This is a genomic window from Klebsiella sp. (genome assembly GCF_027492335.1).
GTDB lineage: Bacteria > Pseudomonadota > Gammaproteobacteria > Enterobacterales > Enterobacteriaceae > Klebsiella > Klebsiella huaxiensis.
The window spans coordinates 178078-204538 of record NZ_JAPUEW010000041.1; the positions used below are offsets into that span (position 1 = coordinate 178078).

A 26461-nucleotide genomic window follows, 5' to 3' on the forward strand; every position below is an offset into this window, starting at 1 on the left:
ATGACCTACTGTGTGGCCATGTGTTTGTCAGATGGACTGGTATTTGCCTCAGACTCCCGTACCAATGCGGGAGTGGACCATATCGCAACGTTTAAAAAACTGCACGTTTTCCATCAGGATGGCGAACGCGTCATGGTGCTGCAGTCTGCGGGCAACCTGGCCACCACTCAGAGCGTCATTAGCCTGCTTAGCGCCCGCATTCGTACCCAGCAGGAGCCTAATTTGATGCAGGTCACCTCGCTCTACGATGCGGCGATGCTGATCGGCAAAACGCTACAGGAGGTGATTCAGCGTGACAGCAGCAACCAGCAGAACTGTGGTAATACCAACTTCAACTGCAACCTGCTGCTTGGTGGACAAATTGCCGGGGAAACCCACCGCCTGTTTCATATCTATCCGGAAGGCAACTTTATCGAAGCGACGCGCGATACGCCTTATTTTCAGATTGGCGAGAGCAAATACGGCAAGCCGATTATTGACCGGGTACTGTCAATGGAGACGCCGCTGGAGCAGGCAATGTGCTGCGCGCTGATTTCGATCGATTCAACCCTGCGCAGCAATCTTTCGGTAGGCCTGCCGCTGGATACGCTGCTTTACCGCAGCGGTAGCCTGAGCAGCGCCGGGCAGCATCGCATTACCGAAAGCGATCCTTACTTCAACACCATTCGTAAAGCGTGGTCCGAAGGGTTGCAAAACACTTTTTTGACGCTGCCGCCGTTTACGCCGGGCGGCGAGCTTTAAAGGCTGGGGCTGGTGCAAAATAGCGCCACCGGGAAGACAGTCTGACGTTGCGTTGCGGTGCTTTCCCGGAGGCGGCGCTTGACGCGCCTGTCCGGGCTACCAAATTGCAGACGGTGATGAACCCGTATCCCGGGAAGCCCCAGCGTCAACGGAAATGGCGGTGAAATCTACGGTTGGCAAATCGATCTTCAGCATCGGGCAAACCTCGTTTTATTGTGACGGTTATATCAGGAAATAGCTAAGGGCGGAAAATGCAACCATGCCGACAATCACCGTGGCGAACAGACTGCGCGTCACAACACCGGCAATGGTGGCGGCAAGAGCGGCCAGTAGAGAAATACTGATACCCGAACTGGTTAATGCCGGTTTACCCATCAGCTCCGCGACAATAATAGCCGCCATAATGGCGGAAGGAATAAAGCTGAGCCATTGCTGCAGGGCCGAAGCCAGGCGAAATCGTGAAAGCAGTAAAATCGGTACCGTGCGCATGAGCGCGGTCACCAGCGCTGAGGCAAGAATGGCCAGAATGATATTGCGTTCCATCTTATTTAGCCTCCTTGCCGAACAGACGTAATCCTGTTGTTGCCAACGTCGCCGCAACTGAGGCCGCGACGATGACCACGAGGCTCATATCAGTGTGCCCGGCGGTGAACAGCGTAATCAGCACCGCCACGGCAATGCTGAAGGTTTCCAGCATCTTACGCTGGCTGGCAAACCACAACGCCAGAACCAACCCGATAAACATTGATACCAGGCTAAAACTTAACCCCTCCATCAGCGAAGGCGGAAGCGCGGAGGCCAGCCCTGCGCCCACGATACAGGCGAGGATCCAGTTCAGCCAGGCGGCAAGGTTTAGCCCGAGCATCCACGAGTAAGGAACACCGTTGTGCACGCTGCCGCGCTGTACCGCCACGCCAAAGGTTTCGTCCGTCAGCAGCAGCCCGCTAACAATCTTTTGCAATGGGCTATATTGGCGAAAGAACACGCTCATGGCCGAACTCATCAACAGATAGCGCAGGTTAACCAGCAGCACGCTGAGCACCACCGAGGCCATTTCCGCGCCGGTTGCCCACAGAGAATAAAACAAAAACTGCGCCGAGCCTGCGTACAGCGCGCCTGCCAGTAGCGCCGTTTGCAGCGTGGTAAACCCGGATAAGGTTCCGATAGCACCGGCGGCGAAACCAATGCTCCAGTAGCCGGGAATAGTGGGCAAACAGGCGATGACCCCGGCGCGAAATTCCGCCATAGCCTCATCTCTTGATGAGGTCTCGTTATTTATCAACATCAAATAGTCCCATAGAGTGCGTTGCTGAATGGTAATCTTAAAAAATTGCTGGAAACGTTATAGTAAAATCCTGCGCATTTACGCAAACATCCCGCTTCCGGGATTAAAGGGCATCAAAGTGGGAAAAGAGGTTCGCGACGACATCAAGCTCTGGCGGGATAGTGAATTGCACGGTGGAATGGAGATCCTGCGTGCATCTTGCTACGAGCATAGCTATCCGCCGCATTTTCATGACGAATATGTGATAGCCGCTTTTGCCCGTGGTGCCCAGCGCACGCGTATTTGCCGCGAGCGGGGCGTGGCGGCGGCAGGCACGGTAATGGTGATCATGCCCGGTGAGGTGCATACCGGCGAAGCGGTGCAGCGCGATGAAGGCTGGGATTACTGCGCTTTTTACCCCTCGGCGGACCTGATTGACGAGGTTGCGCAAACGGTGATTGGCGGTAAGGGTGAAGTGAATTTTGGCGGTGAAGGGATGCGGCACGACCCGGCAATGGCCCGCCACGTGCTTCAGGTTTCCACAGTGCTTGGCGCCAGCCGCGATCCGCTGGAAAAAGAGTGTCTGATGTATCAGGTGCTTAATCTGCTGGTGGGGCGTTATGCCGAGCGCAGCGTTCGCGGAGGTCGACGGCCAGTCATCAGGGCCGATATTCGCCGGGCAATAGAGTTTCTGCACTGCGCTTATCAGCAGCCGCTGTCGGTCAAGGATATTGCGGCGGTCGCCGGGCTGAGCGAGTTCTATTTTATGCGTACTTTTCAGGCGCAGACCGGTTTATCTGTTCACCAGTATCTCACCCAGCTAAGACTTGTCAGGGCAAAAGGACTACTGGCTAAAGGCGCTGAGGCGGCGCAGGTGGCGACAGACGTCGGGTTCTACGATCAAAGCCATCTGATTAAATCTTTCCGCATGCACTTTGGCACTACGCCGGGTCTCTTCGCGGCGGCCTCACTTTAAAAAGGGCTGGGATTACGCGCGTCGATCCTCTCACCGCTGATGGGATGCGCAAAATGCAGCTCGCTGGCATGCAGCATCAGGCGCGTAGCACCTTCACTGCCCAGACCGCCGTACAGATCGCAGCCTAAAATCGGGTGACCTAGCCGCTGGCAGTGGATACGCAGTTGATGGGTGCGCCCGGTTTCCGGAGTCAGCTGTACCCGGGTCAGCGGTAATTCACTTTCAGAGTAGAAGCGCTCAATAACCCGATAGCGTGAGCGGGCAGGTTTACCGCTGAGCGCGCAAATCGTCATCAGGGGAAACAGCGCCGGGTCTTTAGCAATCGGCGCGTCTATCGTCCCTTCATCATCCGCCAGGTGCCCGCAAAGTAGCGCACTGTAAACCTTGGTTACCGCGCGCTGGCTAAACTGCTGGCAGAGCGCGGCATTGATAGCCTTATTGCGGGCAATGACCATCAGCCCTGAAGTGCCGAAATCAAGACGATGCACCAGCGTGCAGCCGGGAAATTGCTGCACCAGGCGATGATGCACCGAGTCGAGATTAAGCGGATTTTTGCCTGACAGGCTAAGCAGCCCCGAGGGTTTATCAATCAGCAGCAGATGCTCATCCTGGTAGAGAATGTTGATTTCAGCGTGGCACGGCGGAGCGATAAAGGTATCGATAATCGTAGACATCAGGCTGCACGAGTAGAGGGTGGATGCGGATAATAGCGAATTTTCTGACGCCAGGCGAATTACGCGCTGACGGTGTTGCTGGCCTTAATGTGCTGCCAGAAACGCTCGGCGGATTGATTGAGCCGCGCGCCGGAGCGGTAGATATAAGCGCCGATCGGCAACGACAGGCTCTCATCCATTATCGCCAGCCGGCCTTCCTCAAGCTCGCGCTTGATAGAATACTGCGGCAGCCAGCCTACGCCGTCGCCGTTGAGGATCATGCGTTTGAGCAGTTCGCTCATCGATGAAACAAAGGTCAGCGAAAAGGTAATCTCCGGTTTGCGGTCGATAACCTGATTCACCTGGCGACCCATATAGCTGTCGTTGGCGTATTTCATCAGCGGCAGCACGCCGCGATGTAAATTAAAAAGCGGTCTACCGTGTTTATCGCAAGGTGAGACGAGATGCAGCGCCGAGTCGAAAATTTTGTGATTGATAAACGGATAGTTCATCAGCTCTTCATTATAAAACGACAGAATAAAATCGCTTTTTCCCTCTTTAAGATTGAATACCGCGTCGTTGACGTTAATCGATTCAACATGGAAAGTCTTATTCTTGCGGTCGGTATAACCGGCGATAATTTCGGGGAGTAATAAAACGGAAAGCGAAGGCGCGGCGTCAATTCTTATTTTCTGGGTGGTGTTATTCAGTCCTTTTATTCGACTGATTTGAAAATCCATATCGTCGAGCATATTTCGCGCGTAGCCGATGAAAATTTTTCCACGGTTGGTCAACTGTAGCGGGTTTGCCGCGCGGTCAAAGATGCTGAAACCCAGCGAGGCCTCAAGTGCCTGGATGCGGCGGCTAAAGGAAGACTGCGAAATATTTCTACTTTTGGCCGCGAGCGTAAAGCTTCTGGACTCTTCCAGAGCAATCACATCGTAAAGCCATTTTACTTCAAGATTCGCCAGCACAGACCCGATCCTCAACACTGCATTAATAGCTATGCAATTTTAGCATAACGCATAGAAACTATGCAATTAACACAATCAACCACAAATGCTAACATTTTCTGCAGTTCAGCTTATTACTTAGCGGTAAAAGCGGCATTTTCAAAAGTACAGGCGACACCCTACACGAGCACGATTTTAAATCGCAAGCTCCGGTCTGCTCATCCTGTTTATTTATTTTCTGCCAGGATTTATCTGCTAAAAATAATCCGCCAGATTAAACAGGCTGAAATAACCGATGCATCTTATCCAGCCAATAGTTTGTCAGGAGTTCCATGTCACGTATTGAATCAGTAAAAGACGCTCTTCTTGAGCTTGGTATTCAGGAAAGCAGCGAGCTGTTTTACAACCCCGATTACGATCTGCTGATTGCGCATGAAACCAGCGCGGAATTAACCGGCGCGGCGCGTGGCGTCATGACCGAGTCCGGCGCGGTTGCCGTAGATACCGGGATTTTTACCGGACGCTCGCCGCGCGACAAATATATTGTCAGAGACTCCCTAACGCGCGATACCGTCTGGTGGGCCGACTCCGGTCTCGGTCGTAACGATAATAAACCGTTAACAACGGAAATCTGGGCTGACCTGAAGGCGCTGGTCGCCGGACAGCTTAGCGGCAAAAAACTGTATGTCGTTGATGCCTGGTGCGGTGCCAGTCCGGCGACACGCCTGGGTGTACGCTTTGTCACCGAGGTGGCGTGGCAGGCGCATTTCGTCAAAAACATGTTTATTGCTCCCAGCGCCGAAGAGCTGGCTGAATTTACGCCGGACTTCGTGGTGCTCAACGGTGCGGGATGCACCAACGAAAAATGGCAGGAGCAAGGGCTTAACTCAGAGAACTTTGTCGCCTTTAATCTCAGCGAGAACATTCAGCTGATCGGCGGTACCTGGTACGGCGGCGAGATGAAGAAAGGACTCTTCTCGGTAATGAACTATCTGCTGCCTCAGCAGGGGATTGCCTCAATGCACTGCTCGGCCAACCGCGGAGAAGCGGGCGACGTCGCGCTGTTCTTCGGCCTTTCTGGTACCGGTAAAACGACGCTTTCCACCGACCCGTTGCGCCAGCTCATCGGCGATGATGAGCACGGCTGGGATGACGATGGCGTGTTCAACTTTGAAGGCGGCTGTTACGCCAAGACTATCAATCTTGACCCGCTGGCTGAGCCGGAAATTTATCGTGCGATTCGCCGCAATGCGCTGCTGGAGAACGTGGTGGTCAGAGCTGACGGTAGCGTCGATTACGCCGATGGCAGTAAGACCGAGAACACCCGGGTCTCGTATCCTTTAGCACATATCGAAAATATCGTTAAGCCGGTATCCCGTGCGGGCCATCCGTCGAAGGTGATTTTCCTTGCCGCCGATGCTTTTGGCGTACTGCCGCCGGTTTCTCGTTTAACGACCGAACAGATGCAATATCACTTCCTGTCTGGCTTTACCTCGAAGCTGGCGGGGACCGAGCGCGGTATTACTCAACCCACGCCGACGTTCTCCGCCTGCTATGGCGCGGCGTTCCTGCTGCTGCACCCGACGCAGTATGCCAGCGTTCTGGCTGCTAAAATGGCGGAGTCTGGTGCCGAAGCCTGGCTGGTGAATACTGGCTGGAACGGGGAAGGCAAACGCCTGTCGCTGCGCGATACGCGTAATATCATCAACGCCATTTTAAACGGTACCACTGGCGAGCTGCGTGAAGAGGTGGTTCCGATCTTTGGTCTGTCGATCCCTGAAAGCGTCCCTGGCGTAGAGAGCGCGCTGCTCGACCCACGCAGCGGCTGGTCTTCTGCCGATAAGTGGCAGGAGAAAGCGGAAAGCCTGGCGCAGCTGTTTATGGATAACTTTAAACAGTATAGCGATACCGAGGCGGGAGCACGGCTGGCGTTAGCTGGTCCGGTCGTTAAAAAATCAGCTGTCACGGTATAATGCATTTCAGCATCAGAGTCCAACCCGGGCACCCGCTCGGGTTTTTTATGGTGCCGTTTTGGTCAGCAAAAAATCGATCAAGGCTTTCACCCGCTTCGTTTTCCCCGCGCTTTTCGGATAGTAAAGATAAACCGGCGGATAGGTTTTCCAGTAAGGCTCCATGACCGGAATAAACGTTTCCCGATCCGGCTGTAGCCAGTGGATGGGCTCAAACAATCGCCCAATGCCCAATCCGCTGCGGATCCCGTCGGCCATAACGTCAATATCGTTGCTGATGAGCTGTACCGGCATTTCTACGGTGAGCTGTTCTCCTTTATCTTCCAGCATCAGGGGCAGGATACGGTTGTTGGTGATAAACCGGTAGCCGATCAGCCTGTGCTGATGGAGGTCAGCTGGCAAGACGGGTGTACCAAATTCTTCAAGATAGGCCACCGAAGCGTAAAGCCCTTCGCGCAAAGGCTTCAGGAGCTGACGGGCGACGACGCCACCCTCAAGAATATCGCCAAAGCGGATACCCAGGTCGAATCTCTCCTCAATGATATTGATGGTTCCATCATAAACCGAAATCTCCAGTTGCACGCCAGGGTAACGCTGGCAGAACTCGGCCATAAAAGGTTTAAGTATCAGCAGGTAAGCAAAGCGGGAGAGGGTGATTCGGATCAGGCCGGAAGGCTGCTGGCTGCTCTCCTTAATACTGTCGAGGGCCTTTTCCAGTGAATCGACCGCCGCAGAGGTTTGCTGCAAAAGCTGTTGCCCGGCATCGGTCAGTTCAATACGCCGGGTAGTGCGGATAAACAGCGGATGACCAAGGTGCTGCTCAAGGAGTTTTAGCGCTTTACTGACCGACGGCGGGGTGATTTCCAGTTTGCGTGCCGCCGCCGAGATGCTTCCCTCTCGGGCAATGCTTTGAAAGATACGGATTTGATTGTAAATCACGTTATTCATCACTTCATCCTGATTCATCCTGGACGTGTATTGTTAGCCATTATCTAAAAGTCTTTGAACTATTAATACTCTAAAAAAAAGAATAGCGGCTGTTTAAACTGTTTGCATGTTCAACAATACCTTGTAATAGAAAGAAAAATGCAAAATATACTGATCGTTTCAGGGCATCCCAATCTGAGTGAGTCCGTCGGTAATGCCGCTATTCTTAACGAGGTGGCGCGAGCGCTGCCTGATGTTGAAATCCGTCGTCTGGATAGGCTCTATCCTGATTTCAATATTGATGTCTTCGCCGAGCAGGAGGCGCTGCTAAAAGCTGATGTTATCGTATGGCAATTTCCGTTCTCCTGGTATTCGCTGCCGGGGTTGATGAAATTATGGCTCGACCAGGTCTTCGTTCACGGCTTTGCCCACGGCTCAAAGGCTAAGCTCGGCGGTAAAAAACTCCTCCTCTCGTTTACCACCGGTGCTCCTTCAGTACTTTATGCCGCTGATGGTTTTTTCGGTCATGCCGTTGAGGATTATCTGGTTCAGTTTGCGACCACCGCTGCTCTGTGCAATCTGGAGTGGCAAGCGCCGATTTATACCTGCGGGATCAGCTATGCCGAGCGTGATGAGGCTAAGATAGCGCAGCAGAAAGCGATGGCTCAGGATCATGCTGGTCGCCTGATCGCCGCCTTAAACGCGTTATCCTGAGCAGATAAACCGGGAGTGACCAAATGCAATACAGACAGTTGGGCAACAGTGAGTTAACGGTATCGCGTATCTGCATGGGATGTATGGGATTTGGCGACGCCACCGCAGGCCAGCACAGCTGGACGCTTGACGAATCATCCAGCCGCGAAATTATCCGCTATGGGCTGGAGCAGGGGATTAATTTTTACGATACCGCGATTGCCTACCAAAATGGTTCCAGCGAACGCTATGTCGGACGGGCGCTGCGCGACATGGCAAAGCGCGATGACGTAGTGGTCGCGACGAAATTTCTGCCGCGGACGGCGCAGCAGATCGCAGATGGCGTAAGCGGCCAGCAGGCTATCGCACAATCTCTCGACCAGAGTCTGCGCAATCTGAGAATGGATTACGTCGATCTCTACATCTACCATATCTGGGACTATAACACGCCGATTCTTGACGTTCTTGAGGCGCTGCATCATGCGGTTAAAGTGGGGAAAGTACGCGCCATTGGTATTTCAAATTGCTATGCGTGGCAATTGGCCAAAGCCAATGTGCTGGCCGAACGTGAAGGCCTGACGCCCTTTGTTTGCGTGCAAAGCCACTACAATCTGATTATGCGCGAGGACGAACGCGAGTTGGCCGGGCTGTGCGCCGAGGATAATATCGCGATGACCCCCTATAGTGCGCTGGCCAGCGGTCGGCTTGCTCGCCTGGGTGATAATCAAACCCGGCGCGCCAGCGAAGATACTTATGCCAAGGGGAAGTATGATAAAACTGCGCAGCAGGACCGGGTCATCATTGAACGGGTGGCTGAGCTTGCCTCCCGTCGTCAGGTTTCCATGACGGAGATTTCGCTTGCCTGGCTATTAACGAAAGTAAGTGCGCCAGTGGTGGGGGCAACAAAAAAACACCATATTGACGGAGCGGTAAATGCGGTCAATTTACAGCTTAATAACGATGAGATTCGTTACCTGGAAGCGTGTTATCAACCGCATACTCTTTCGGGGGTTATGACGCAAAATACGGCGCAAACTAAAGACCAAAAGCAGGTCTGGACGCGTTGACAGAATATGGTCGCCACCGCAATCGTTGGGGGCGCGATTTACCGGTTGGCGTGCTCATGACAGGGAATTCCTGACCACGTCCGTTCAGTGCATCTGTTAAAAAAGATTATGTCGTGTTGATAGTTGTGCGCAAAATTGAGCAGACTCGCTACACTAGCCTCACGCATTTGCTGCCCTATTTTATTCATGAACAAAAAACGTTACCGGTTACGCACCCTTATGCTATTTCTGTCAGTTGGCGGGATAGTGTTGACCTCTGTGCTTCTGCTGAGTGCATTGACGGTGTTTCAGAAAGGAAATATTGAGAATAGCCTGTTGCAAGGCAATATTGCCTACGCACGCAAGCTTGCTGATACCACCGATCGCTATCTGGGCGTTGCGCAGCAAGAACTGGCGTACAGTGCCCACCTGATCATCGGGCTTCACGATCGTAAGCAGTTGAGAGAAGAGGCTGACAGGTTGCGGATGCAGTCCGGTTTTTTCAATTCAGTGGTGATAGTGACGGCTGATGCGGTGATCGCTGCAACCTCCCCGGAGAGCCTCAATCTGGTTGGATTAACGTTGCATTCTGAAGCCAGTAAGCATGCCATCCGCAGCCAAAAAGCTTATATATCACCGCCATTCACCTCCGCGACGGGTAACTACGTTGTCTTTATTTCGCAACCGTTATTCTCACGTGAAGGCCACTACATTGGTTTTATCGGCGGTACTATCTATCTAAAAAAACACAGCATGCTGAGTGAAATTCTGGGTCAGCATTTTTATGCAAACCAGGCGGATGTCAGTATCGTCACGGCAGAAGGGCGGATTCTTTTTAGCGACGATCCCGTGTTGATTGGTACCGATGTGAGTACTGATTCGGCCATCAAAGCCAGGCTGGCGCACGCGGGTAGCGGTCACTTCGTGGATAAACAAAAAAGTGGTGCCAGCCTTATCGGCTACGCAAGCCTGCAGCAGGCCGACTGGAAAGTTTTCATTTCAGGCACTTCTGAAAACGTCTCTCGTATTTTGATGAAGACCATCATTAATGCTTTCTGGTTCACTCTGGGCATTATTATTCTGACTATCGCTATAGTGATATTTTTTGCCGGGCGAATCTCTATGCCTCTGGAAAAACTGGCCAAATTTACCCGCACTGAAGATAGCGATAAAGCGCTTAAGCAATTGGCTCAGCTCAATCCTGGCTATCAGGAGGCGGAGCGTTTGAGGGAAGCCGTCAGCCATCATCTGGAAACAATGTCGCGACAGGTTAATTTACTTAGCGATGAGGCAATGACGGATCCGCTCACGGGTCTTTATAACCGTAAAGGGTTCAGCTCTTTGGTTGAAGAGCGTTTTTTGGTCGGTGAACACTGCGTTATTGCTATTGATATTGACCACTTCAAGGACATCAACGATCGCCTGGGCCATGATGGGGGGGATGCGGTTCTGGTTAGCTTTGGCAAACTGCTTCGATCGCTGGCGCGGCAAAATGATATTGTCTGCCGGTTCGGTGGGGAAGAATTTATCCTCTTCCTACCGGATTGCACTCTTGAGACTGCGGCTTCCGCCGTGGAACGCATACGGGTTGCGGTATCCGAGACGCAGTTTCCAAACGGCGCCAAAGTGACTCTTTCGGCCGGAGTGGCAGCACTCGCTGACTGTGATGATATCAGCCAACTCCTGCGGCAGGCGGATCTGGCAATGTATCAAGCCAAAGGAGCCGGGAGGAATCAGGTGTGGGTTAGTGATAAGCAAGGATTTGCGCTTTACAAAAATTGAGCAGACGGGGCCGTATCACCTGTCTTGCTGAAGGCGTGAATCCTCACAAAATTATCGCATCAATGCTGATAATCTGCTGGTGACTTTTTATCCGTGCTTAACCCAGAGTAATTTATCTACCGGGAAACCCAGTTCGCGAGCAATGCCGAGATACTCTTGCTTGACGGCATCGGGGATCGTCGGCGTGCGCGCCAGGATCCACAGGTAATCTCGATTTGGGCCGCTGACTAACGCGTATTGATATTTATCATCCAGCGCGATCACATTGTAGCCGCCATAAAACGGCCCAAAGAATGAAACTTTAAGCGCTGCAGTGGTCGGTGCGCCGGTAAAAAAGGCTTTGCCTTGGCTCTCATTCCATTTTTGTTTCTGCAGATCAAAACCCCGGTTGAGAACGCTGATCCCGCCATCATCGCGTTTACCGTAAGTTGCGGTTACTTGTTCAAGACCGCGTTCAAAACGATTCTCCAGGCGTGCGATTTCGTACCATTTGCCAAGGTAGCGACCGGCGTTAAACCCTATGATGGGCTGGACCCCTTTCGGAGGGGTTGGGGATTTACAAGCAACCAACGTCAGTGCAATAGCGACGCCGGTCAGAACGGGCCATATTTTCATCGGAAGTCCTTTTATCAACTCGGTGAAAACTAAGTGTAGCCCAGGCTTTAGGCGTTTCATTCGCTGTGGTAATAATCGCTGTATATTAGGAAAAATCTTTTCTTGCTCATCGTCCCGTGTCATGGAAGGTATATGGAGTTATGATGAGAAGAATACTATGGCCGAAAAGAAGGGATGCTCAACAGGCGATGAGGACCAGGCCTGCTTATTTGCAGGCCTGGTCATTCGAGGACTATTGATGCTGCTGCAGTATTTTCAGGAAGTCTTGCTTGTTGGAGATGAGTGACAACGCCCTGGCAATAATTTCATCGCTAAAAATAGAGGCGATTTCTCTCAGGACATCGATATGCTCGCTCTCTTTAGCAATAACGCCGATAGCAATGAACATGACATTGCTTCTATCCCAGATTACGCCATCAGGAAACTGAAAGATTTCCACTCCGCTTTTAACAATAATATTAGTTGCTGACTTAGGAAGATGCGGCAGCGTAATGCCGTTACCTAAAAAAGTAGAGACCTGACGTTCTCTCTCGTTGAGGAAAACAACGCAATCCTCGCTGACATATCCCTTTTTTCTGAAGTCAGCACCAATCATGGAAAGAACTTCGGCTTTATTTTTGGCCTGACATGATAAGTGCAAGTTATCCAGCGTAATATTATCGATCATAATCCGCTTTCCTTTGTCGCTGTGTTGAGTTGTGCATCATATTTATTCGAGGAAAGTTCTTCTTCTAACTGTTCCAGCGATTTGTTCGATGTTTCTGGCAACGCTGTTATGACAAATATGATAGCTAAATAGTTAATGGCAGCGAAGATAAGGAACACCGGGCCCAACCCGAGTTTGGCCTGTAATAAAGGGAACAGATAGCTGACTATCGCATTCATTACCCACATGAAAAATACCGAGATACCCATCGATAATCCGCGGAATTTCAGTGGGAAGAGTTCGGCTAATACCACCCATGTAATAAAGCCCATCGTCCCCTGCATGACCCCAACGAACATCGCGCCAAGCAGCCAGATTGCGGTGGCTTTAATATCGCCGACGAGGGTGTAGTCTACGCCAGCGATGATTAGGTGGAGGGTTGCCATGAGAGCAAAGCCGTAGATGATGATGGTCTTGCGTTTAAAACGGTCAACGAGGTACATCACGCCGAATATCATGCCACCTACTGAAAATACGCCATTGAGCACGTTGCATATCAGTGAAGTTCTTTCCGAGAACCCTGCAGTACTCAGGATTTCCGTGCCATAGTACATAATGACGTTGACGCCGGTGGTTTGTTGCAAGGCGGCCCAAACGATGCCAACGATGAGTAATTTGAGAATCCACGGTGTCTGAAGAATCGTTACGAAAGAGTTTTTATTAGCCAGTTTTTTATCCGCTTCGATTTTAATTAACGTTGTGATGTCATTGAATTCTTTCATCGCACGTTCGAGCGGACGAATTTGTTTTAATATTTCCAGGGCTTCTTCATGGCGGTTTTTACTGATCAACCAGCGGGGGCTTTCAGGCGAGCGCAACATACCGACAAACAAGCAGATGGCGGGTATGGTTTGTACCATTAGCATATATCGCCAGACTTCGGGGAGGTGGCCCCAGACAATGCCTATAATGGCGTTGATGGCAAATGCGGCCAACTGTCCGATAACAATCGCTACTTCGTTTAAGCCAGTCAGTTTACCGCGCATTTCCGTTGGTGCGACTTCAGAAATAAATGTTGGTGCGGTTACTGAGGCGCCACCGACAGCATAACCCAGAATAAAACGAGAAATAAGAAGAACCGTGATATCTGGAGCAAGTGCGGACATTAGTGCGCCGATGAAAAAAACAAATGATAAAAAGAGCAGGTACTTTCTTCTGCCAAAGAAATCGGCGAACTTCCCTCCGAAAACGCTACCTAAGGCGGCACCGATCAGCAACACGCTCATTACCAGACCTTCTGTGGTTGGTGTCAGAGCCATATATTGTTTCAGTGAGGAAAATGCACCATTAATAACTCCTGTGTCGTAACCGAATAGCAGGCCGCCAAATGTTGCTACTAAAGTGATTTGGTGTAGTCGTTTTCTCTGTTGTAGGTTCAGATTCATTATAAGAGACATTTTTATACCTTTTGTTTTGATTAACGGCACAAGATAAAAATAAATCATCCCCAACCATGGCCGATCTTTTAGTTCGCTAGCATATGACGGGCATGAAATGATTTTTGTTCTTTGTGCTACTTAGCTCTTTTAGTTATTCGCTAAATAAATCCGGTCAAAGAGGCTTCTTTTGATTAATGATGAATCATCAGTATATGTAGGGGGTTTTCCTCCGGGGTCGTTGGCGTACAGAATGTCCCCGGTAGCATTTTCGTGTGAACTGGTGGTGGTATGGCAATCGCCAACATAGACGGTACCAATAAGTTCTGATTTCACTTCTCTCATGGAATCCTCCGGGGGGGTTAGGATTTCTGCTGCACCTTAACGTAATCAAAGTGCGTTTAGTGAGGTGAGATTATGGCATTTAATTTTGAAATGAAAATGCAAATAGATCACATTTTGGAAATTTCATTTCGATTGCGGTGGGTCCGAATGAGTACTCATGGCATCAGATACAATGATGTTTTTATAACATATTGATATTGAATGTTATTTTTTAACATTTAAAAGATTGTGGATTATGATTTCTTGGGATTTAATGTTAAATTTATGATATATATCACATTTGTTATTAAAACTCATTAATGAAATTAAAATTCTATTTTTGTATTTATTTTATATTTTATTCGAAATTTGATGGACTGAAAACCACTCCCGGCAGAACCTGGATGGCAAGTCTGAGTTGGCAAGAGAAGTGGTAAAGGGTAGGGGCGCGGATCTTTACTGTTTGACTTGTGACCGCTAATTCAAATGTATCTTGTATGAGTCGGGGCATAAAAAAATCCACGCATCTGCGTGGATTTTTTAGTGATAAAAAGAGATTAGACGTTGAACAGGAAGTTCATGATATCGCCATCTTTAACAATATAATCTTTACCTTCAGCACGCATTTTCCCGGCTTCTTTAGCACCTTGCTCACCTTTATAGGTAATAAAGTCATCAAAGGCGATGGTTTGGGCGCGGATAAAGCCTTTTTCGAAGTCGGTGTGGATTTTACCTGCCGCCTGCGGTGCAGTTGCACCGACTGGGATGGTCCACGCACGAACTTCTTTCACGCCAGCGGTGAAGTAGGTTTGCAGGTTCAACAGTTCGTAACCAGCGCGGATAACTCGGTTCAGACCCGGTTCTTCAATTCCCAGTTCAGCCATGAACTCCTCGCGATCGGCATCGTCGAGTTCAGCGATATCGGATTCAACAGCGGCGCAAACGGCAACCACGACAGAACCTTCCGCAGCTGCGATTTCGCGCACTTTATCGAGGTACGGGTTATTCTCAAAACCGTCTTCGTTGACGTTAGCGATATACATGGTTGGCTTCAGGGTCAGGAAGCTCAGGTATTTAATCGCTGCTTTGTCTTCTTCGGTCAGGTTTTTCAGCGCACGCAGCATACCGGCGTTTTCCAGCTGCGGCAGGCATTTTTCCAGAGCAGCCTGCTCAGCTTTAGCGTCTTTATCGCCGCCTTTGGCCTTTTTCTGCACGCGGTGCAGGGCGCGCTCACAGGTGTCCAGATCGGACAGCGCCAGTTCGGTGTTGATAACTTCGATATCGTCAGCCGGATCCACTTTATTGTTAACGTGGATAATGTTGTCGTTTTCAAAGCAGCGCACCACGTGACCGATAGCTTCAGTTTCACGAATGTTGGTCAGAAACTGGTTACCCAGACCTTCGCCTTTAGACGCGCCTTTTACCAGACCTGCGATATCGACGAATTCCATGGTGGTTGGCAGGATACGCTGTGGTTTGACGATTTCAGCCAGTTTGTCCAGACGCGGATCGGGCATCGGAACGACACCGGTGTTCGGCTCGATGGTACAGAAGGGGAAGTTGGCCGCTTCAATACCCGCTTTGGTGAGCGCATTGAACAGGGTGGATTTGCCGACGTTGGGCAAACCGACGATACCGCATTTGAATCCCATGATTTAAATCACCTTAATCTTTGGATAATCAACCTGTTACAGTGAGCAGATTGTAGAAAAGTAAATAGCTTTGCCTATTATACACCGTGCGCGGCAAAAATTCCGCACGTCGACCGGTTATTGCGCTTTAAAAGCGTGCAATCGGTTGGTTGCTTTGGTGAGACCCTCTTTCAGCCAAACTTCGGTACAACGCACCGCTTCGTCAACAGCTTCATCAATGAGTTTCTGTTCGCTAACGGGCGGTTTCCCCAAAACAAAACCGACAACTTTATTTTTATCGCCCGGATGACCGATTCCCACACGTAAGCGGTGAAAGTTCGGGTTATTACCCAGTTTGTTGATGATGTCTTTCAGGCCATTATGGCCGCCATGGCCGCCGCCAAGTTTGAATTTAGCTACGCCGGGCGGCAGGTCGAGCTCATCATGGGCCACCAGAATTTCATCTGGATTGATGCGAAAGAAGGTTGCCATTGCCGATACGGCTTTACCGCTAAGATTCATAAAGGTGGTGGGTACCAGCAGACGAACATCTTCACCAGCAAGGTTAATCCGTGAGGTGTAGCCGAAGAATTTGCTCTCTTCGCGCAGCGGTGCGCGGTTGCGCTCAGCTAATAAATCTACATACCAGGCACCGGCGTTATGTCGGGTCGCTGCGTATTCAGCGCCGGGATTCGCCAGGCCGACAATCAATTTTATGGTCACTTTTCTGTCCTGAATGGGTCGTTCTCTGGCGCGTAGTGTACTGTCTGCGCGCGCAGTTGACAAAATTCTGCCAGCGAAACGCTGCGTGTCATGATGGTTTCGGGTTTGAACAATTAGAATTTGATGTAGTTCAGTAGGTTATTTGTAAACTTTTGTTGGTTTGATGTTCGCTTATGTGATCGTCCACGCAATCGCCTTATTGGTCATTGTCTATACTATACCTACAAGATTTGGGGATATTCCCATGCAACCCAAGGTTCCGGAGGTGACATATGAAACGCAGAAACGCTTCGTTACTCGGTAATGTGCTGATGGGGTTGGGGTTGGTCGTCATGGTTGTCGGCGTTGGTTACTCTATTCTAAACCAGCTTCCGCAGCTTGACCTGCCGCAGTTTTTTGCGCATGGCGCAATCTTAAGCATTTTTGTCGGCGCGGTTCTGTGGCTGGCAGGTGCGCGTATCGGCGGCCATGAACAGGTCAGCGACAGATATTGGTGGGTTCGTCACTACGACAAACGCTGCCGCCGCGATCAGCATCGCCACAGCTGAGTGAATTCCATTCCGCCAGCCGTTCATGACGGCTGGTGCGTTCTATCATAGCCTGGGCAGGCTATTCCTCTATTGTTGTCTAAATTCCCTTTCCGTTACCCTTTTCGAATACTACGGCGCGATCCAAATTCGTATACTTAGCACTTGACCCTGACGTAACGTCAGACAGCAGAGTGGCGTCACTGGTAAACGAAAGGAGCAGTCATGTTAATTCAGGTGGGAGAACTGGCGAAGCGTGCCGGAATAACCGTTCGCACGCTACATCACTATGAACAAACAGGATTGCTGACCCCTTCAGCCAGAAGCGCGGCGGGTTACCGGCTATACAATCTGGCGGCCGTTCAGCGGCTGCATATGATCAAGGTGTTGGCTCAGGCCGGGCTGGAACTCGCCACTATTAAGGACTATCTCGCCAGGGATGCTTTCTCGCTGTCTGACCTGCTGGTCAAGCAGATAACCACTCTTGATCGGCAGCTACAAACCATCTCAACGCTACGCGAACGGCTGGCGCTGCTGCGCGATGAGTTAGACAGGGGAAGCGACCCCGATCTGGAGTCCTGGCTACAGATGCTGGAGCTAATGAAAATGTACGATCGCTGGTTTAGTCAACAGGAACTACAGGTGCTGCCGTTCGCGGAGCAGGATGAGCAACGTAATCAAGCCTGGCGGGCGCTGGTTAATGAAGTTCAGGGATTAATGCGCAAGCAATGCCCGGCAGATGCCCCTCAGGCGATGAGTCTGGCGACACGCTGGATGGAACAGTTAGAGCAGGATACCGCCGGACGACCTGAATTTTTGACCCGGCTGAATGAAATGCATGCCGCCGAACCACAGATGTGCGAACAAACCGGCGTTACCCCGCAGATCATTGATTTTATCACTCACGCTTTTGCGGAAAGTAAGCTGGAGATCTGGGCGCGCTATCTGAACGCCGAGGAGCTGGCGTTTACCCGGCAGCACTATTTCGATCGGCTGATGGAATGGCCGGCGCTGGTGGCCGATCTGCATTATGCGTGTCGCGAACAGCTGAAACCAGCTTCATCGCAAGGACAGCATCTTGCACAACGCTGGCTGGCGTTGTTTCAATCTTACGCCGGAGATAACCCGCAAACTCAACAGAAATTTCGCAACGCGATGGAGCAGGAGCCGCATTTGATGAAGGGAACGTGGATGACTCCGGAGGTGCTTGCCTGGCTTCAGCAGGCTATAGGGGTGATGATGCGGCAGGCACAGGGGCCTGCCGCCAGGTAATTAAATGTCCGCCAGCGCGGCGTTACGATCCGGGTAAAAGCTCAGGCGACCCGCAATCGGTTTAACGCCTGCGCGCGCCAAAGTACGCAGCGGTTGAAACTCGAGGTTAGAGACGCGCAGCTCACAGCCTTCCGGCAGCTTATTGACAAAGCGCTGGAAGGCATCAAGCCCACCTGCATCCAGCACCGGCACCGCATCCCACTTCAGCACAACGATACGTTTACCTTCAACCCGCGTTTCCAGATCGGTAAACAACCCCTCAGCGGCAGCGAAGAACAGTGGCCCTATCACGCGCAGCACCAACACATCGTCAGGCACTTCAACGTTGACCGGCGCGAGACGAGTCATGCGCGCAATCCGGCGCATAAACAGCAGTGAGGCCAGCACGATACCAACGCTGATGGCGATAACCATATCAAACAGCACGGTCAGCGACATACACATCAGCAGTACGATAATGTCGTCTTTCGGGCCGTGACGCAGTAAGTTCACAACCTTATGCGCCTCGCTCATATTCCATGCCACCATCAGCAGCAGCGCCGCCATCGCGGAAAGCGGCAGCCAGGAAAGCAGCGGCGCGAGGACCAGTAGTGCCATGATCACCAGCAGGGCGTGGATCACGGCGGAAACAGGTGAGGTTGCGCCAGCACGAACGTTTGCTGCTGAACGGGCAATGGCGGCAGTGGCCGTAATACCGCCGAAGAACGGTGCAACGATGTTGCCAAGGCCCTGGCCAATCAGTTCACTATTGGCTTTATGCTTGGTGCCGGTCATGCCATCCAATACCACGGCGCAGAGCAGCGATTCAATCGCCCCTAGCATAGCCATCGAAAACGCCGCCGGGAGCAGTGCCTGCAGCGAGGCCCAACTGAGCGTAAAGTCCGAACCGGGCATATCCCACGGCAGAACCAACTGCGGCAGCAGTTGCGGAATACCGTTGCCCTGGCTGCCGTCGGCGAGAATATAGTGGAACTGAGAGCCGATAGTGGCGACGTGGCCGCCAACCAGGTTAACTACGCCCATCACCGCACAGCCTGCCAATAGAGCTGGAAGGTGGCCTGGAAGACGGATCCCCAGGCGCGGCCAGAAAATTAAGATCCCTAGCGTGACCACGCCAATAGCCGCATCACCGAGGTTAATCGTCGGCAGGGCCATAAACAGAGCACCGACTTTCTGCAAATAATGTTCAGGCACGTGGGCCATCTGTAGGCCGAGGAAATCTTTAATCTGCATGGTACCAATGGTGATACCAATCCCGGAGGTAAAACCGAGCGTGACCGACAGCGGGATGTACTCAATCAGGCGACCAAAGCGTGCCAGGCCGAAAAGAATTAAAAACACCCCCGACATTAACGTCGCCACCAGCAGCCCCGCAAGGCCAAACTGCTGCGAAACCGGGTACAGGATGACCACGAAAGCGGCAGTTGGCCCGGAAACGCTGAAGCGTGAGCCGCCGGTTAATGCAATCACGATCCCCGCCACCGCCGAGGTATAGAGACCGTACTGCGGTGCTACGCCGCTGCCTATTGCCAGCGCCATCGCCAGAGGAATGGCGATGATCCCGACGGTAATCCCGGCAATGACATCACGGGTAAATCGCGATGCGGTATATTTTTCTTTCCAGCAAGCGTCGATGAGGGCGCGGAAAGGCATCACATGTGAGGAAAATAATCTATTCACAATAATGTTTCATCCATGAGCGCATCATCTGTCAACTGAATGGCAGGTGAAGGAGGCATTAATCATACAAATTAGGTTTAGAGACAAAAAAACCCGCCGCAGCGGGTTTTTATGCCGGGCTCGATTAGTGTTCGAACATGGCAGAGATGGATTCTTCGTTGCTGATACGACGAATCGCTTCGGCCAGCATGCCAGACAGCGTCAGAGTACGAACTTTTGCCAGCGCTTTGATTTCTGGTGCCAGTGGAATGGTATCGCAGACGACGAATTCGTCAATCACAGAGTTTTGGATATTCTGGATAGCATTACCTGAGAAGATCGGGTGCGTTGCGTAAGCGAATACGCGTTTAGCGCCACGTTCTTTCAGTGCTTCTGCTGCTTTACACAGGGTACCGCCAGTATCAATCATATCGTCAACCATCACGCAGTCACGACCAGCGACGTCACCGATGATGTGCATCACCTGAGAGACGTTAGCGCGCGGGCGACGTTTGTCGATAATAGCCATGTCGGTATCGTGCAGCAGCTTGGCAATAGCACGAGCACGAACGACGCCGCCGATGTCCGGAGAAACCACAATTGGGTTATCCAGATTCAGCTGCAGCATGTCTTCCAGCAGGATTGGGCTGCCGAATACGTTATCAACCGGAACATCAAAGAAGCCCTGAATTTGTTCTGCATGCAGATCAACGGTCAGGACACGGTCGACGCCAACGCTGGACAGGAAGTCGGCAACCACTTTTGCGGTGATAGGTACGCGAGCAGAACGAACACGACGGTCCTGGCGAGCATAACCGAAGTAGGGGATAACAGCGGTGATACGACCTGCCGAAGCACGACGCAGAGCATCAACCATAACAACCAATTCCATCAGGTTGTCATTGGTGGGAGCACAAGTGGACTGGATGATGAAAATATCACCACCGCGTACGTTTTCATTGATTTGTACGCTGACTTCGCCGTCGCTAAAACGACCTACAGCGGCGTCGCCAAGAGAAGTGTACAGGCGGTTGGCAATACGTTGTGCTAGTTCCGGGGTAGCGTTACCAGCAAAAAGCTTCATATCAGGCACGAGAAGAACCTCAGGCATGCGTCCAGTGGTGGATGAAACGGGCCAAAAACTGTGCGGGTCGGCACGATTCCATCCAGGCGGTGTATTTAAAGAGCTCGATGCAACGTCTGGAACAGGGTGACGTTGTCACCGTAACTCAGTATCCCCGGCGTACTCGCCGTTTTTTGCTAAATTCAGCAGGACTTAGAGCAGCGATTGCTTGAGCGGAGAGATGTTAACACCTCGCGCTACAAAGCCATGCAGCCATGCCGGGGCTTTTTTAAGCACCTGACGAGCGGCGGATTCAGTGTCAAATTCAGCAAACACACATGCACCGGTACCAGTCAGGCGCGACGGCGCATATTCTAGCAGCCAGGAAAGCGCCGCATCAACCTCGCGAAAACGTTTTCTTGCGATAACCTCGCAATCATTGCCGAATTTACATTTTAATAACGTATTAATTGACCTGCTCGGGGTATCACGAGGAAGTTCCGGATCGCGAAAAATGATCGGTGTGGGGATGCTGACCCCCGGATGCGCTACCAGATACCACTTTTCTTCTGGCTCTACCGGCGTCAGGATTTCACCCACGCCTTCGGCAAAAGCCGCATGACCGCGAACGAACACCGGTACGTCAGCACCTAGCTGCAAACCTAAAGCGGCCAGTTCATCTTCTGAAAGATGGCAGCCCCATAGATGATTAAGCGCTACCAGTACGGTGGCCGCGTTGGACGAACCGCCGCCGAGACCGCCGCCCATGGGGAGAATCTTATCGATGCTGATGTCGGCGCCACTGCCTGCGGGCAGGGTCCCGCGCTCAGAGGCTGCCTGCATTAATAACCTTGCCGCGCGGATAATCAGGTTCTCATCATCCGGCACGCCGTCCACCGGCGTCAGCAGGCGCAGTTGACCATCATCACGCGGTTCGATGGTCAACGTGTCGCCATAATCAAGGAACTGAAACAGCGTCTGCAGCGTGTGATAACCATCGGCACGCTGTCCGGTAATGTACAAAAACAGATTCAGCTTCGCAGGAGAGGGCCAGCGGGTCATCATTTCACAATCCAGTTATCCATTTTCAGCTTGATGCGCTGACTGCCGTTGTTGAGTTCCATATTGGCCGGAAGTGAGGGTTTCGTATCAGTGGTGTAGCCGCTATAGGTGACATGCCAGGTCTTGCCGTTTTGCGTGTAGTTCAACTCGCGCAGGCGGTACTGATCATCAAGCGAGTAGTCGGTAGCTTCGCCAGGCAGGCCAATAATCCACTGACGCAGGCTGTTGAGCGGAATCGGCATGCCGGTCAGGCGGCCAATCATCTCTTCTGCATCGGTCGCGGTGTAGGTCTGTCCTTTATTGTCAATCATCTGCACGCTGCCCGGCTGCGCGGTCAACGACAGTTCTGTGCTGCCGAGCGGGTTAGTCAGCAGCAGACGATAGCGGTCCTGGCCGGTCTGCTGCCAGAAGAAACGGGCATACACTTTTTGTTCATCTGAGAGGTAAGCAAAAGCGCCGCGTGTCTGGAACTGATTGAGATTGCGGACATCTTGCTGGTGCTGACGCCACTGCGGAGCGTCAGGGCTTTTACCTGGTCCTTGCGGAGCGTTAATCGTACAGGCGGTCAGAACGAGGCTGGCCAGCGGCAACAGGCGGAACAGTCGATTCATAATGATGACAAATCCTTGATGTCTACAGTGAAATACGGCGAATGGGATAAAGTCGCGGCCGATTTGTGTAGCGGGTTACAATAATAACCTTTAATGCTAGCGTCGCCGGGCGGTAGCGTCTACGTTCAAGTTGTCTGAAATCAAAAAATTACCGTTAATGGCTATTACTGATTAGCTATTACTCCAAAAGGGGAGGCTCTCTTTTATTGATTACGCGCATCCTGTATGATGCCCCCAGACTAACCTTAGCAACGCTGGTACTACTCCCTCACAATGACCCTTTTAGCTCTTGGCATTAATCACAAAACAGCCCCGGTAGCGCTGCGAGAACGCGTAACGTTTTCGCCGGATACGCTCGACCAGGCGCTGGAGAGCTTGCTGGCTCAGCCAATGGTGCAGGGCGGGGTGGTGCTGTCGACCTGCAACCGTACGGAACTTTACCTCAGCGTTGAGGAGCAGGATAACCTCCAGGAAGTCCTGATCCGCTGGCTGTGTGACTATCACGGCCTGAATGAAGACGAACTGCGTAAAAGCCTCTATTGGCACCAGGATAACGATGCGGTCAGCCATTTGATGCGCGTTGCCAGCGGGCTGGACTCGCTGGTGCTTGGCGAACCACAGATCCTCGGTCAGGTGAAAAAAGCCTTTGCCGATTCCAGCCGCGGGCATCTGAACGTCAGCGAACTGGAGCGCATGTTCCAGAAGTCGTTCTCGGTGGCCAAACGCGTGCGTACCGAAACCGATATTGGTGCCAGCGCGGTCTCGGTCGCGTTTGCTGCCTGTACTCTGGCGCGTCAAATCTTTGAATCACTGTCAAGCGTCACGGTGCTGCTGGTCGGCGCCGGGGAAACCATCGAACTGGTGGCCCGCCATTTGCGTGAGCACAAGGTGCGCAAGATGGTGATTGCCAACCGTACCCGCGAGCGTGCTCAGGCGCTGGCCGATGAAGTCGGCGCAGAGGTCATCTCCCTGAGTGATATCGACGAACGTTTGAAAGAAGCCGACATTATTATTAGCTCTACCGCCAGCCCGCTGCCCATTATCGGCAAAGGGATGGTGGAGCGCGCGCTGAAGGCGCGCCGCAATCAGCCGATGCTGCTGGTAGATATCGCGGTACCGCGTGATGTTGAACCCGAAGTTGGCAAGCTGGCGAACGCCTATCTCTATAGTGTGGACGATCTACAAAACATCATTCAGCATAATCTGGCGCAGCGAAAAGCCGCGGCGGTGCAGGCTGAAACCATTGTCGAGCAGGAAACCAGCGAATTTATGGCCTGGCTGCGTGCCCAGAGCGCCAGCGAGACTATCCGCGAATATCGTTCTCAGGCTGAGCTGGTCCGCGACGAGCTGACGGCGAAGGCGCTTGCTGCGCTGAGCCAGGGCGGCGATGCGCAGGAAATCATGCAGGACCTGGCGCGTAAGTTGACTAACCGCCTGATCCACTCGCCAACCAAATCTCTTCAGCAGGCTGCCCGTGACGGGGATGATGAACGCCTGCATATTCTGCGCAACAGCCTCGGGCTGGAATAGCGCACCTTTCTCTCTTTTTTAGAACAGGGTGATTTCACGCCTATGAAGCCTTCTATTGTTGCCAAACTGGAAGCTCTTTACGAGCGCCACGAGGAAGTTCAGGCGCTGCTCGGCGACGCTGCGACTATCGCCGATCAAGATAAATTTCGCGCATTATCGCGAGAGTACGCACAGCTGAGCGACGTGGCTCGTTGCTATACCGACTGGCGTCAGTTGCAGGATGATATTGAAACTGCGCAGATGATGCTCGACGACCCGGAAATGCGCGAAATGGCGCAGGAAGAGCTGCGTGAAGCGAAAGAAAAAGGCGAGCAGATGGAACAGCAGCTGCAGGTTCTGCTGCTGCCAAAAGATCCGGATGACGAACGTAACGCTTTTGTCGAAGTGCGCGCCGGTACCGGCGGTGATGAAGCTGCGTTGTTTGCCGGCGATCTGTTCCGTATGTACACTCGTTATGCCGAAGCCCGCCGCTGGCGTGTGGAAATCATGAGCGCTAACGAAGGCGAACATGGTGGTTTTAAAGAAGTGATTGCTAAGATCAGCGGCGATGGCGTCTATGGTCGCCTGAAGTTCGAATCTGGCGGCCATCGCGTTCAACGCGTACCGGCAACCGAGTCTCAGGGCCGTATCCATACTTCTGCCTGTACCGTGGCGGTGATGCCGGAGCTGCCGGAAGCCGAAATGCCGGAAATTAACGCGGGCGATCTGCGTATTGATACCTTCCGCTCTTCCGGGGCGGGTGGTCAGCACGTTAACACCACCGATTCGGCTATCCGTATTACCCACTTGCCGACTGGTATCGTCGTTGAGTGCCAGGACGAACGTTCCCAGCACAAAAACAAAGCCAAAGCGCTGTCGGTGCTGGGCGCGCGTATTCGCGCTGCGGAAGTGGCTAAACGCCAGCAGGCGGAAGCCTCCGAGCGCCGTAACCTGTTGGGAAGCGGCGATCGCAGCGATCGTAACCGCACCTATAACTATCCGCAGGGGCGTGTTACCGATCACCGCATTAACCTGACGCTTTACCGTCTGGATGAGGCGATGGAAGGTAAGCTGGATATGTTGATTGAGCCGATCGTCCAGGAATATCAGGCCGATCAGCTGGCAGCGCTTTCCGAGCAGGAATGATGACTTTTCAGCAGTGGTTGACCCAGGCCATAACCCGCCTGAGTCAAAGCGAAAGCCCGCGCCGGGATGCCGAAATCTTGCTCGGTCACGTGACCGGCAAAGCGCGGACTTTTATTCTCGCGTTTGACGAAACGACGTTGACAGAGCAACAGTCATCCGAGCTGGAAACGCTGCTCAGCCGTCGCACGCAGGGTGAGCCGGTGGCTCACCTGGTCGGTCAGCGCGAGTTCTGGTCGCTGCCGTTGTTTGTCTCCCCGGCGACGCTTATTCCGCGCCCGGACACCGAATGTCTGGTTGAGCAGGCTCTGGAGCGATTGCCTGGGGCACCGTGCCGGATCCTTGATCTCGGTACCGGCACCGGCGCTATCGCACTGGCGTTAGCCAGCGAACGCCCGGACTGCCTGCTGACAGCCGTCGACTTTATGCCTGATGCGGTTGCGCTGGCCGAGCGCAACGTCGCTCATCTCGCTATCGATAACGTCACCGTGCGGCAAAGCAACTGGTTCAGTGCGCTCGCCGGGCAGCAATTCGACATGATAGTCAGTAATCCCCCCTATATCGACGAAACCGACCCGCATCTTGAACAGGGCGATGTGCGCTTTGAGCCAAAAACGGCGCTGGTTGCTGCCGACAGTGGGCTTGCCGATTTGGCGCATATTATTCGTGAAGGCCGTCGTTTCCTCGTCCCCGGCGGCGTTATGTTGCTGGAACATGGCTGGACGCAGGGTAAAGCGGTGCGCGAGTTATTTCGCGAGGCCGGGTACCACAATGTTTCCACCTGCCGCGATTACGGAGATAACGAACGTCTAACGTTGGGGCTGATACCGGGAGGGACGCATGAATCTGTTTAGCGCGGTGCTGTATCTGCATATTGCCTGCGTGGTGGTCTCAGTCAGTCTGTTCGTTTTACGTTACTGGTGGAGCTGGAGCGGTAACCGCCTGCTCGATCAGCGCTGGGTGCGCATTGTGCCGCACTGTAGCGATACGCTGCTGTTTCTCAGCGGTGCCGGGTTAATGGCAATAACGCACTATCTGCCGTTCACCGAGGACGGTACATGGCTGACTGAAAAGCTGTTTGGCGTTATCATTTATATCGCATTGGGATTTATCGCGCTGGGCCGTCGTCGCCCGCGCAGTCAGCAGAGCCGGTTTGTTGCCTTTCTGCTGGCCCTGGTGGTGTTGTTTATCATTATTCAACTCGCCATCACAAGAATACCGTTACTGGGGTAAGG

General features: G+C 52.4%; 27 protein-coding genes. 12 read left to right on the top strand and 15 right to left on the bottom strand.

All coding sequences use genetic code 11. The annotated features are described in order from the left end of the window. Window positions 1–741, top strand: a complete 741-nt coding sequence (locus QVF11_RS11650) for a proteasome-type protease (protein ID WP_112213352.1) — start codon at window positions 1–3, stop codon at window positions 739–741. Window positions 742–963: 222 nt separating this feature from the next. On the opposite strand, the gene QVF11_RS11655 is transcribed toward QVF11_RS11650, so the two are convergent. Beyond that, window positions 964–1284, bottom strand: coding sequence for an AzlD domain-containing protein (locus QVF11_RS11655; protein WP_142515197.1), 321 nt, complete (start codon window positions 1282–1284; stop codon window positions 964–966). A gap of 1 nt (window position 1285) precedes the next feature. Next, window positions 1286–2026 carry an AzlC family ABC transporter permease gene (locus tag QVF11_RS11660; RefSeq protein WP_112213354.1) on the bottom strand — a complete coding sequence of 247 codons (741 nt, stop codon included), beginning with the start codon at window positions 2024–2026 and terminating at the stop codon, window positions 1286–1288. Window positions 2027–2204: 178 nt separating this feature from the next. Here QVF11_RS11660 and QVF11_RS11665 point away from each other — a divergent pair, with 178 nt between their 5' ends. Next, window positions 2205–2981, top strand: coding sequence for a helix-turn-helix transcriptional regulator (locus QVF11_RS11665; RefSeq protein ID WP_342703196.1), 777 nt, complete (start codon window positions 2205–2207; stop codon window positions 2979–2981). Here QVF11_RS11665 and QVF11_RS11670 read toward each other — a convergent pair. Together QVF11_RS11670 and QVF11_RS11675 are read right to left on the bottom strand one after the other, a co-directional pair. After that, the gene (locus QVF11_RS11670; RefSeq protein WP_287857032.1) at window positions 2978–3655 is read right to left on the bottom strand and encodes an RluA family pseudouridine synthase; all 678 of its coding nucleotides are present in this window, start codon (window positions 3653–3655) and stop codon (window positions 2978–2980) included. The two genes, QVF11_RS11665 and QVF11_RS11670, sit on opposite strands and share 4 nt — an antisense overlap. Window positions 3656–3714: 59 nt before the next feature. Beyond that, window positions 3715–4608, bottom strand: a complete 894-nt coding sequence (locus tag QVF11_RS11675) for a LysR substrate-binding domain-containing protein (protein WP_110274211.1) — start codon at window positions 4606–4608, stop codon at window positions 3715–3717. 311 nt (window positions 4609–4919) lie between these two features. On the opposite strand from QVF11_RS11675, the gene pckA reads away from it, so the two are divergent. Next, a complete protein-coding gene (gene pckA / locus QVF11_RS11680) occupies window positions 4920–6560 on the top strand; it encodes a phosphoenolpyruvate carboxykinase (ATP) (protein WP_287857034.1) in 1641 nt (546 codons plus the stop codon). A 45-nt stretch (window positions 6561–6605) separates the two neighbouring features. Here pckA and QVF11_RS11685 read toward each other — a convergent pair whose 3' ends face one another. Next, on the bottom strand, window positions 6606–7505 hold the full coding sequence (locus QVF11_RS11685; protein ID WP_287857036.1) for a LysR family transcriptional regulator: 900 nt from the start codon (window positions 7503–7505) through the stop codon (window positions 6606–6608). A 138-nt stretch (window positions 7506–7643) separates the two neighbouring features. Here QVF11_RS11685 and QVF11_RS11690 point away from each other — a divergent pair, with 138 nt between their 5' ends. The 3 genes from QVF11_RS11690 (at window position 7644) to QVF11_RS11700 (ending at window position 11005) form a co-directional block, all read left to right on the top strand. Next, complete coding sequence (locus tag QVF11_RS11690) at window positions 7644–8198, top strand: NAD(P)H-dependent oxidoreductase (RefSeq protein ID WP_112213358.1); 555 nt, start codon at window positions 7644–7646, stop codon at window positions 8196–8198. 23 nt (window positions 8199–8221) lie between these two features. Beyond that, complete coding sequence (locus QVF11_RS11695) at window positions 8222–9244, top strand: aldo/keto reductase (RefSeq protein ID WP_287857038.1); 1023 nt, start codon at window positions 8222–8224, stop codon at window positions 9242–9244. A 186-nt stretch (window positions 9245–9430) separates the two neighbouring features. Further along, window positions 9431–11005, top strand: coding sequence for a sensor domain-containing diguanylate cyclase (locus QVF11_RS11700; RefSeq protein ID WP_112213360.1), 1575 nt, complete (start codon window positions 9431–9433; stop codon window positions 11003–11005). An 87-nt stretch (window positions 11006–11092) separates the two neighbouring features. Here the strand turns inward: QVF11_RS11700 and QVF11_RS11705 are convergent, their stop codons facing one another. From QVF11_RS11705 to pth, 6 genes are all read right to left on the bottom strand, one after another. Next, a complete protein-coding gene (locus QVF11_RS11705) occupies window positions 11093–11620 on the bottom strand; it encodes a lipocalin family protein (RefSeq protein WP_287857041.1) in 528 nt (175 codons plus the stop codon). Window positions 11621–11852: 232 nt separating this feature from the next. Further along, on the bottom strand, window positions 11853–12287 hold the full coding sequence (locus tag QVF11_RS11710) for a PTS sugar transporter subunit IIA (RefSeq protein WP_112213362.1): 435 nt from the start codon (window positions 12285–12287) through the stop codon (window positions 11853–11855). Beyond that, window positions 12284–13723: a sugar porter family MFS transporter gene (locus QVF11_RS11715; RefSeq protein ID WP_112213363.1), complete on the bottom strand. Its 1440-nt coding sequence runs from the start codon at window positions 13721–13723 to the stop codon at window positions 12284–12286. Before QVF11_RS11715 ends, QVF11_RS11710 begins: the two co-directional genes overlap by 4 nt. 129 nt (window positions 13724–13852) lie before the next feature. Continuing rightward, the gene (locus QVF11_RS11720; protein WP_287857044.1) at window positions 13853–14047 is read right to left on the bottom strand and encodes a hypothetical protein; all 195 of its coding nucleotides are present in this window, start codon (window positions 14045–14047) and stop codon (window positions 13853–13855) included. Between the two features lie 536 nt (window positions 14048–14583). Beyond that, window positions 14584–15678, bottom strand: a complete 1095-nt coding sequence (ychF, locus tag QVF11_RS11725; protein WP_287857046.1) for a redox-regulated ATPase YchF — start codon at window positions 15676–15678, stop codon at window positions 14584–14586. 117 nt (window positions 15679–15795) lie between these two features. After that, window positions 15796–16380, bottom strand: coding sequence for an aminoacyl-tRNA hydrolase (pth, locus tag QVF11_RS11730; protein WP_110274203.1), 585 nt, complete (start codon window positions 16378–16380; stop codon window positions 15796–15798). A 272-nt stretch (window positions 16381–16652) separates the two neighbouring features. On the opposite strand from pth, the gene ychH reads away from it, so the two are divergent. Further along, the gene (gene ychH / locus QVF11_RS11735; RefSeq protein ID WP_004103160.1) at window positions 16653–16928 is read left to right on the top strand and encodes a stress-induced protein YchH; all 276 of its coding nucleotides are present in this window, start codon (window positions 16653–16655) and stop codon (window positions 16926–16928) included. 204 nt (window positions 16929–17132) lie between these two features. Beyond that, window positions 17133–18179, top strand: a complete 1047-nt coding sequence (locus QVF11_RS11740; protein ID WP_112213364.1) for a MerR family transcriptional regulator — start codon at window positions 17133–17135, stop codon at window positions 18177–18179. Here the strand turns inward: QVF11_RS11740 and dauA are convergent, their stop codons facing one another. The 4 genes from dauA to lolB all read right to left on the bottom strand — a co-directional run bounded on the left by dauA (window position 18180) and on the right by lolB (window position 22574). Beyond that, window positions 18180–19859, bottom strand: coding sequence for a C4-dicarboxylic acid transporter DauA (dauA, locus tag QVF11_RS11745; RefSeq protein WP_112213365.1), 1680 nt, complete (start codon window positions 19857–19859; stop codon window positions 18180–18182). A gap of 124 nt (window positions 19860–19983) precedes the next feature. After that, complete coding sequence (gene prs, locus QVF11_RS11750) at window positions 19984–20931, bottom strand: ribose-phosphate diphosphokinase (protein WP_110274385.1); 948 nt, start codon at window positions 20929–20931, stop codon at window positions 19984–19986. Window positions 20932–21114: 183 nt separating this feature from the next. After that, window positions 21115–21963: a 4-(cytidine 5'-diphospho)-2-C-methyl-D-erythritol kinase gene (gene ispE, locus QVF11_RS11755; RefSeq protein ID WP_185930844.1), complete on the bottom strand. Its 849-nt coding sequence runs from the start codon at window positions 21961–21963 to the stop codon at window positions 21115–21117. Further along, a complete protein-coding gene (gene lolB, locus QVF11_RS11760; protein ID WP_142514062.1) occupies window positions 21963–22574 on the bottom strand; it encodes a lipoprotein insertase outer membrane protein LolB in 612 nt (203 codons plus the stop codon). Before lolB ends, ispE begins: the two co-directional genes overlap by 1 nt. Window positions 22575–22847: 273 nt before the next feature. Between lolB and hemA the strand changes: the two genes are divergently transcribed. The 4 genes from hemA to sirB2 are packed head-to-tail and all read left to right on the top strand — an operon-like array spanning window position 22848 to window position 26459. Next, window positions 22848–24104 (top strand): glutamyl-tRNA reductase, encoded by a 1257-nt coding sequence (gene hemA, locus QVF11_RS11765; RefSeq protein WP_112213368.1) that lies wholly within the window; start codon window positions 22848–22850, stop codon window positions 24102–24104. Window positions 24105–24146: 42 nt separating this feature from the next. Beyond that, the gene (gene prfA, locus QVF11_RS11770) at window positions 24147–25229 is read left to right on the top strand and encodes a peptide chain release factor 1 (protein ID WP_112213369.1); all 1083 of its coding nucleotides are present in this window, start codon (window positions 24147–24149) and stop codon (window positions 25227–25229) included. Beyond that, window positions 25229–26080: a peptide chain release factor N(5)-glutamine methyltransferase gene (gene prmC / locus QVF11_RS11775; RefSeq protein ID WP_287857090.1), complete on the top strand. Its 852-nt coding sequence runs from the start codon at window positions 25229–25231 to the stop codon at window positions 26078–26080. The genes prfA and prmC overlap by 1 nt, the downstream gene beginning before the upstream one ends. Continuing rightward, on the top strand, window positions 26067–26459 hold the full coding sequence (gene sirB2 / locus QVF11_RS11780) for an invasion regulator SirB2 (RefSeq protein WP_112213371.1): 393 nt from the start codon (window positions 26067–26069) through the stop codon (window positions 26457–26459). The genes prmC and sirB2 overlap by 14 nt, the downstream gene beginning before the upstream one ends. The last annotated feature ends 2 nt before the right edge of the window (window positions 26460–26461 follow it).

Excerpts from the sequence above, each read along its gene's own strand:
- lolB (WP_142514062.1), bottom strand. The coding sequence starts at position 22,574 with ATGAATCGACTGTTCCGCCTGTTGCCGCTGGCCAGCCTCGTTCTGACC.
- QVF11_RS11710 (WP_112213362.1), bottom strand. The coding sequence starts at position 12,287 with ATGATCGATAATATTACGCTGGATAACTTGCACTTATCATGTCAGGCC.
- hemA (WP_112213368.1), top strand. The coding sequence starts at position 22,848 with ATGACCCTTTTAGCTCTTGGCATTAATCACAAAACAGCCCCGGTAGCG.
- QVF11_RS11700 (WP_112213360.1), top strand. The coding sequence starts at position 9,431 with ATGAACAAAAAACGTTACCGGTTACGCACCCTTATGCTATTTCTGTCA.
- ychF (WP_287857046.1), bottom strand. The coding sequence starts at position 15,678 with ATGGGATTCAAATGCGGTATCGTCGGTTTGCCCAACGTCGGCAAATCC.
- sirB2 (WP_112213371.1), top strand. The coding sequence starts at position 26,067 with ATGAATCTGTTTAGCGCGGTGCTGTATCTGCATATTGCCTGCGTGGTG.
- QVF11_RS11670 (WP_287857032.1), bottom strand. The coding sequence starts at position 3,655 with ATGTCTACGATTATCGATACCTTTATCGCTCCGCCGTGCCACGCTGAA.
- QVF11_RS11740 (WP_112213364.1), top strand. The coding sequence starts at position 17,133 with ATGTTAATTCAGGTGGGAGAACTGGCGAAGCGTGCCGGAATAACCGTT.
- ychH (WP_004103160.1), top strand. The coding sequence starts at position 16,653 with ATGAAACGCAGAAACGCTTCGTTACTCGGTAATGTGCTGATGGGGTTG.
- QVF11_RS11650 (WP_112213352.1), top strand. The coding sequence starts at position 1 with ATGACCTACTGTGTGGCCATGTGTTTGTCAGATGGACTGGTATTTGCC.
- QVF11_RS11685 (WP_287857036.1), bottom strand. The coding sequence starts at position 7,505 with ATGAATAACGTGATTTACAATCAAATCCGTATCTTTCAAAGCATTGCC.
- QVF11_RS11655 (WP_142515197.1), bottom strand. The coding sequence starts at position 1,284 with ATGGAACGCAATATCATTCTGGCCATTCTTGCCTCAGCGCTGGTGACC.
- ispE (WP_185930844.1), bottom strand. The coding sequence starts at position 21,963 with ATGACCCGCTGGCCCTCTCCTGCGAAGCTGAATCTGTTTTTGTACATT.
- prmC (WP_287857090.1), top strand. The coding sequence starts at position 25,229 with ATGACTTTTCAGCAGTGGTTGACCCAGGCCATAACCCGCCTGAGTCAA.
- QVF11_RS11695 (WP_287857038.1), top strand. The coding sequence starts at position 8,222 with ATGCAATACAGACAGTTGGGCAACAGTGAGTTAACGGTATCGCGTATC.
- QVF11_RS11720 (WP_287857044.1), bottom strand. The coding sequence starts at position 14,047 with ATGAGAGAAGTGAAATCAGAACTTATTGGTACCGTCTATGTTGGCGAT.
- QVF11_RS11660 (WP_112213354.1), bottom strand. The coding sequence starts at position 2,026 with ATGTTGATAAATAACGAGACCTCATCAAGAGATGAGGCTATGGCGGAA.
- QVF11_RS11715 (WP_112213363.1), bottom strand. The coding sequence starts at position 13,723 with ATGTCTCTTATAATGAATCTGAACCTACAACAGAGAAAACGACTACAC.
- QVF11_RS11665 (WP_342703196.1), top strand. The coding sequence starts at position 2,205 with ATGGAGATCCTGCGTGCATCTTGCTACGAGCATAGCTATCCGCCGCAT.
- pckA (WP_287857034.1), top strand. The coding sequence starts at position 4,920 with ATGTCACGTATTGAATCAGTAAAAGACGCTCTTCTTGAGCTTGGTATT.
- QVF11_RS11690 (WP_112213358.1), top strand. The coding sequence starts at position 7,644 with ATGCAAAATATACTGATCGTTTCAGGGCATCCCAATCTGAGTGAGTCC.
- QVF11_RS11705 (WP_287857041.1), bottom strand. The coding sequence starts at position 11,620 with ATGAAAATATGGCCCGTTCTGACCGGCGTCGCTATTGCACTGACGTTG.
- prfA (WP_112213369.1), top strand. The coding sequence starts at position 24,147 with ATGAAGCCTTCTATTGTTGCCAAACTGGAAGCTCTTTACGAGCGCCAC.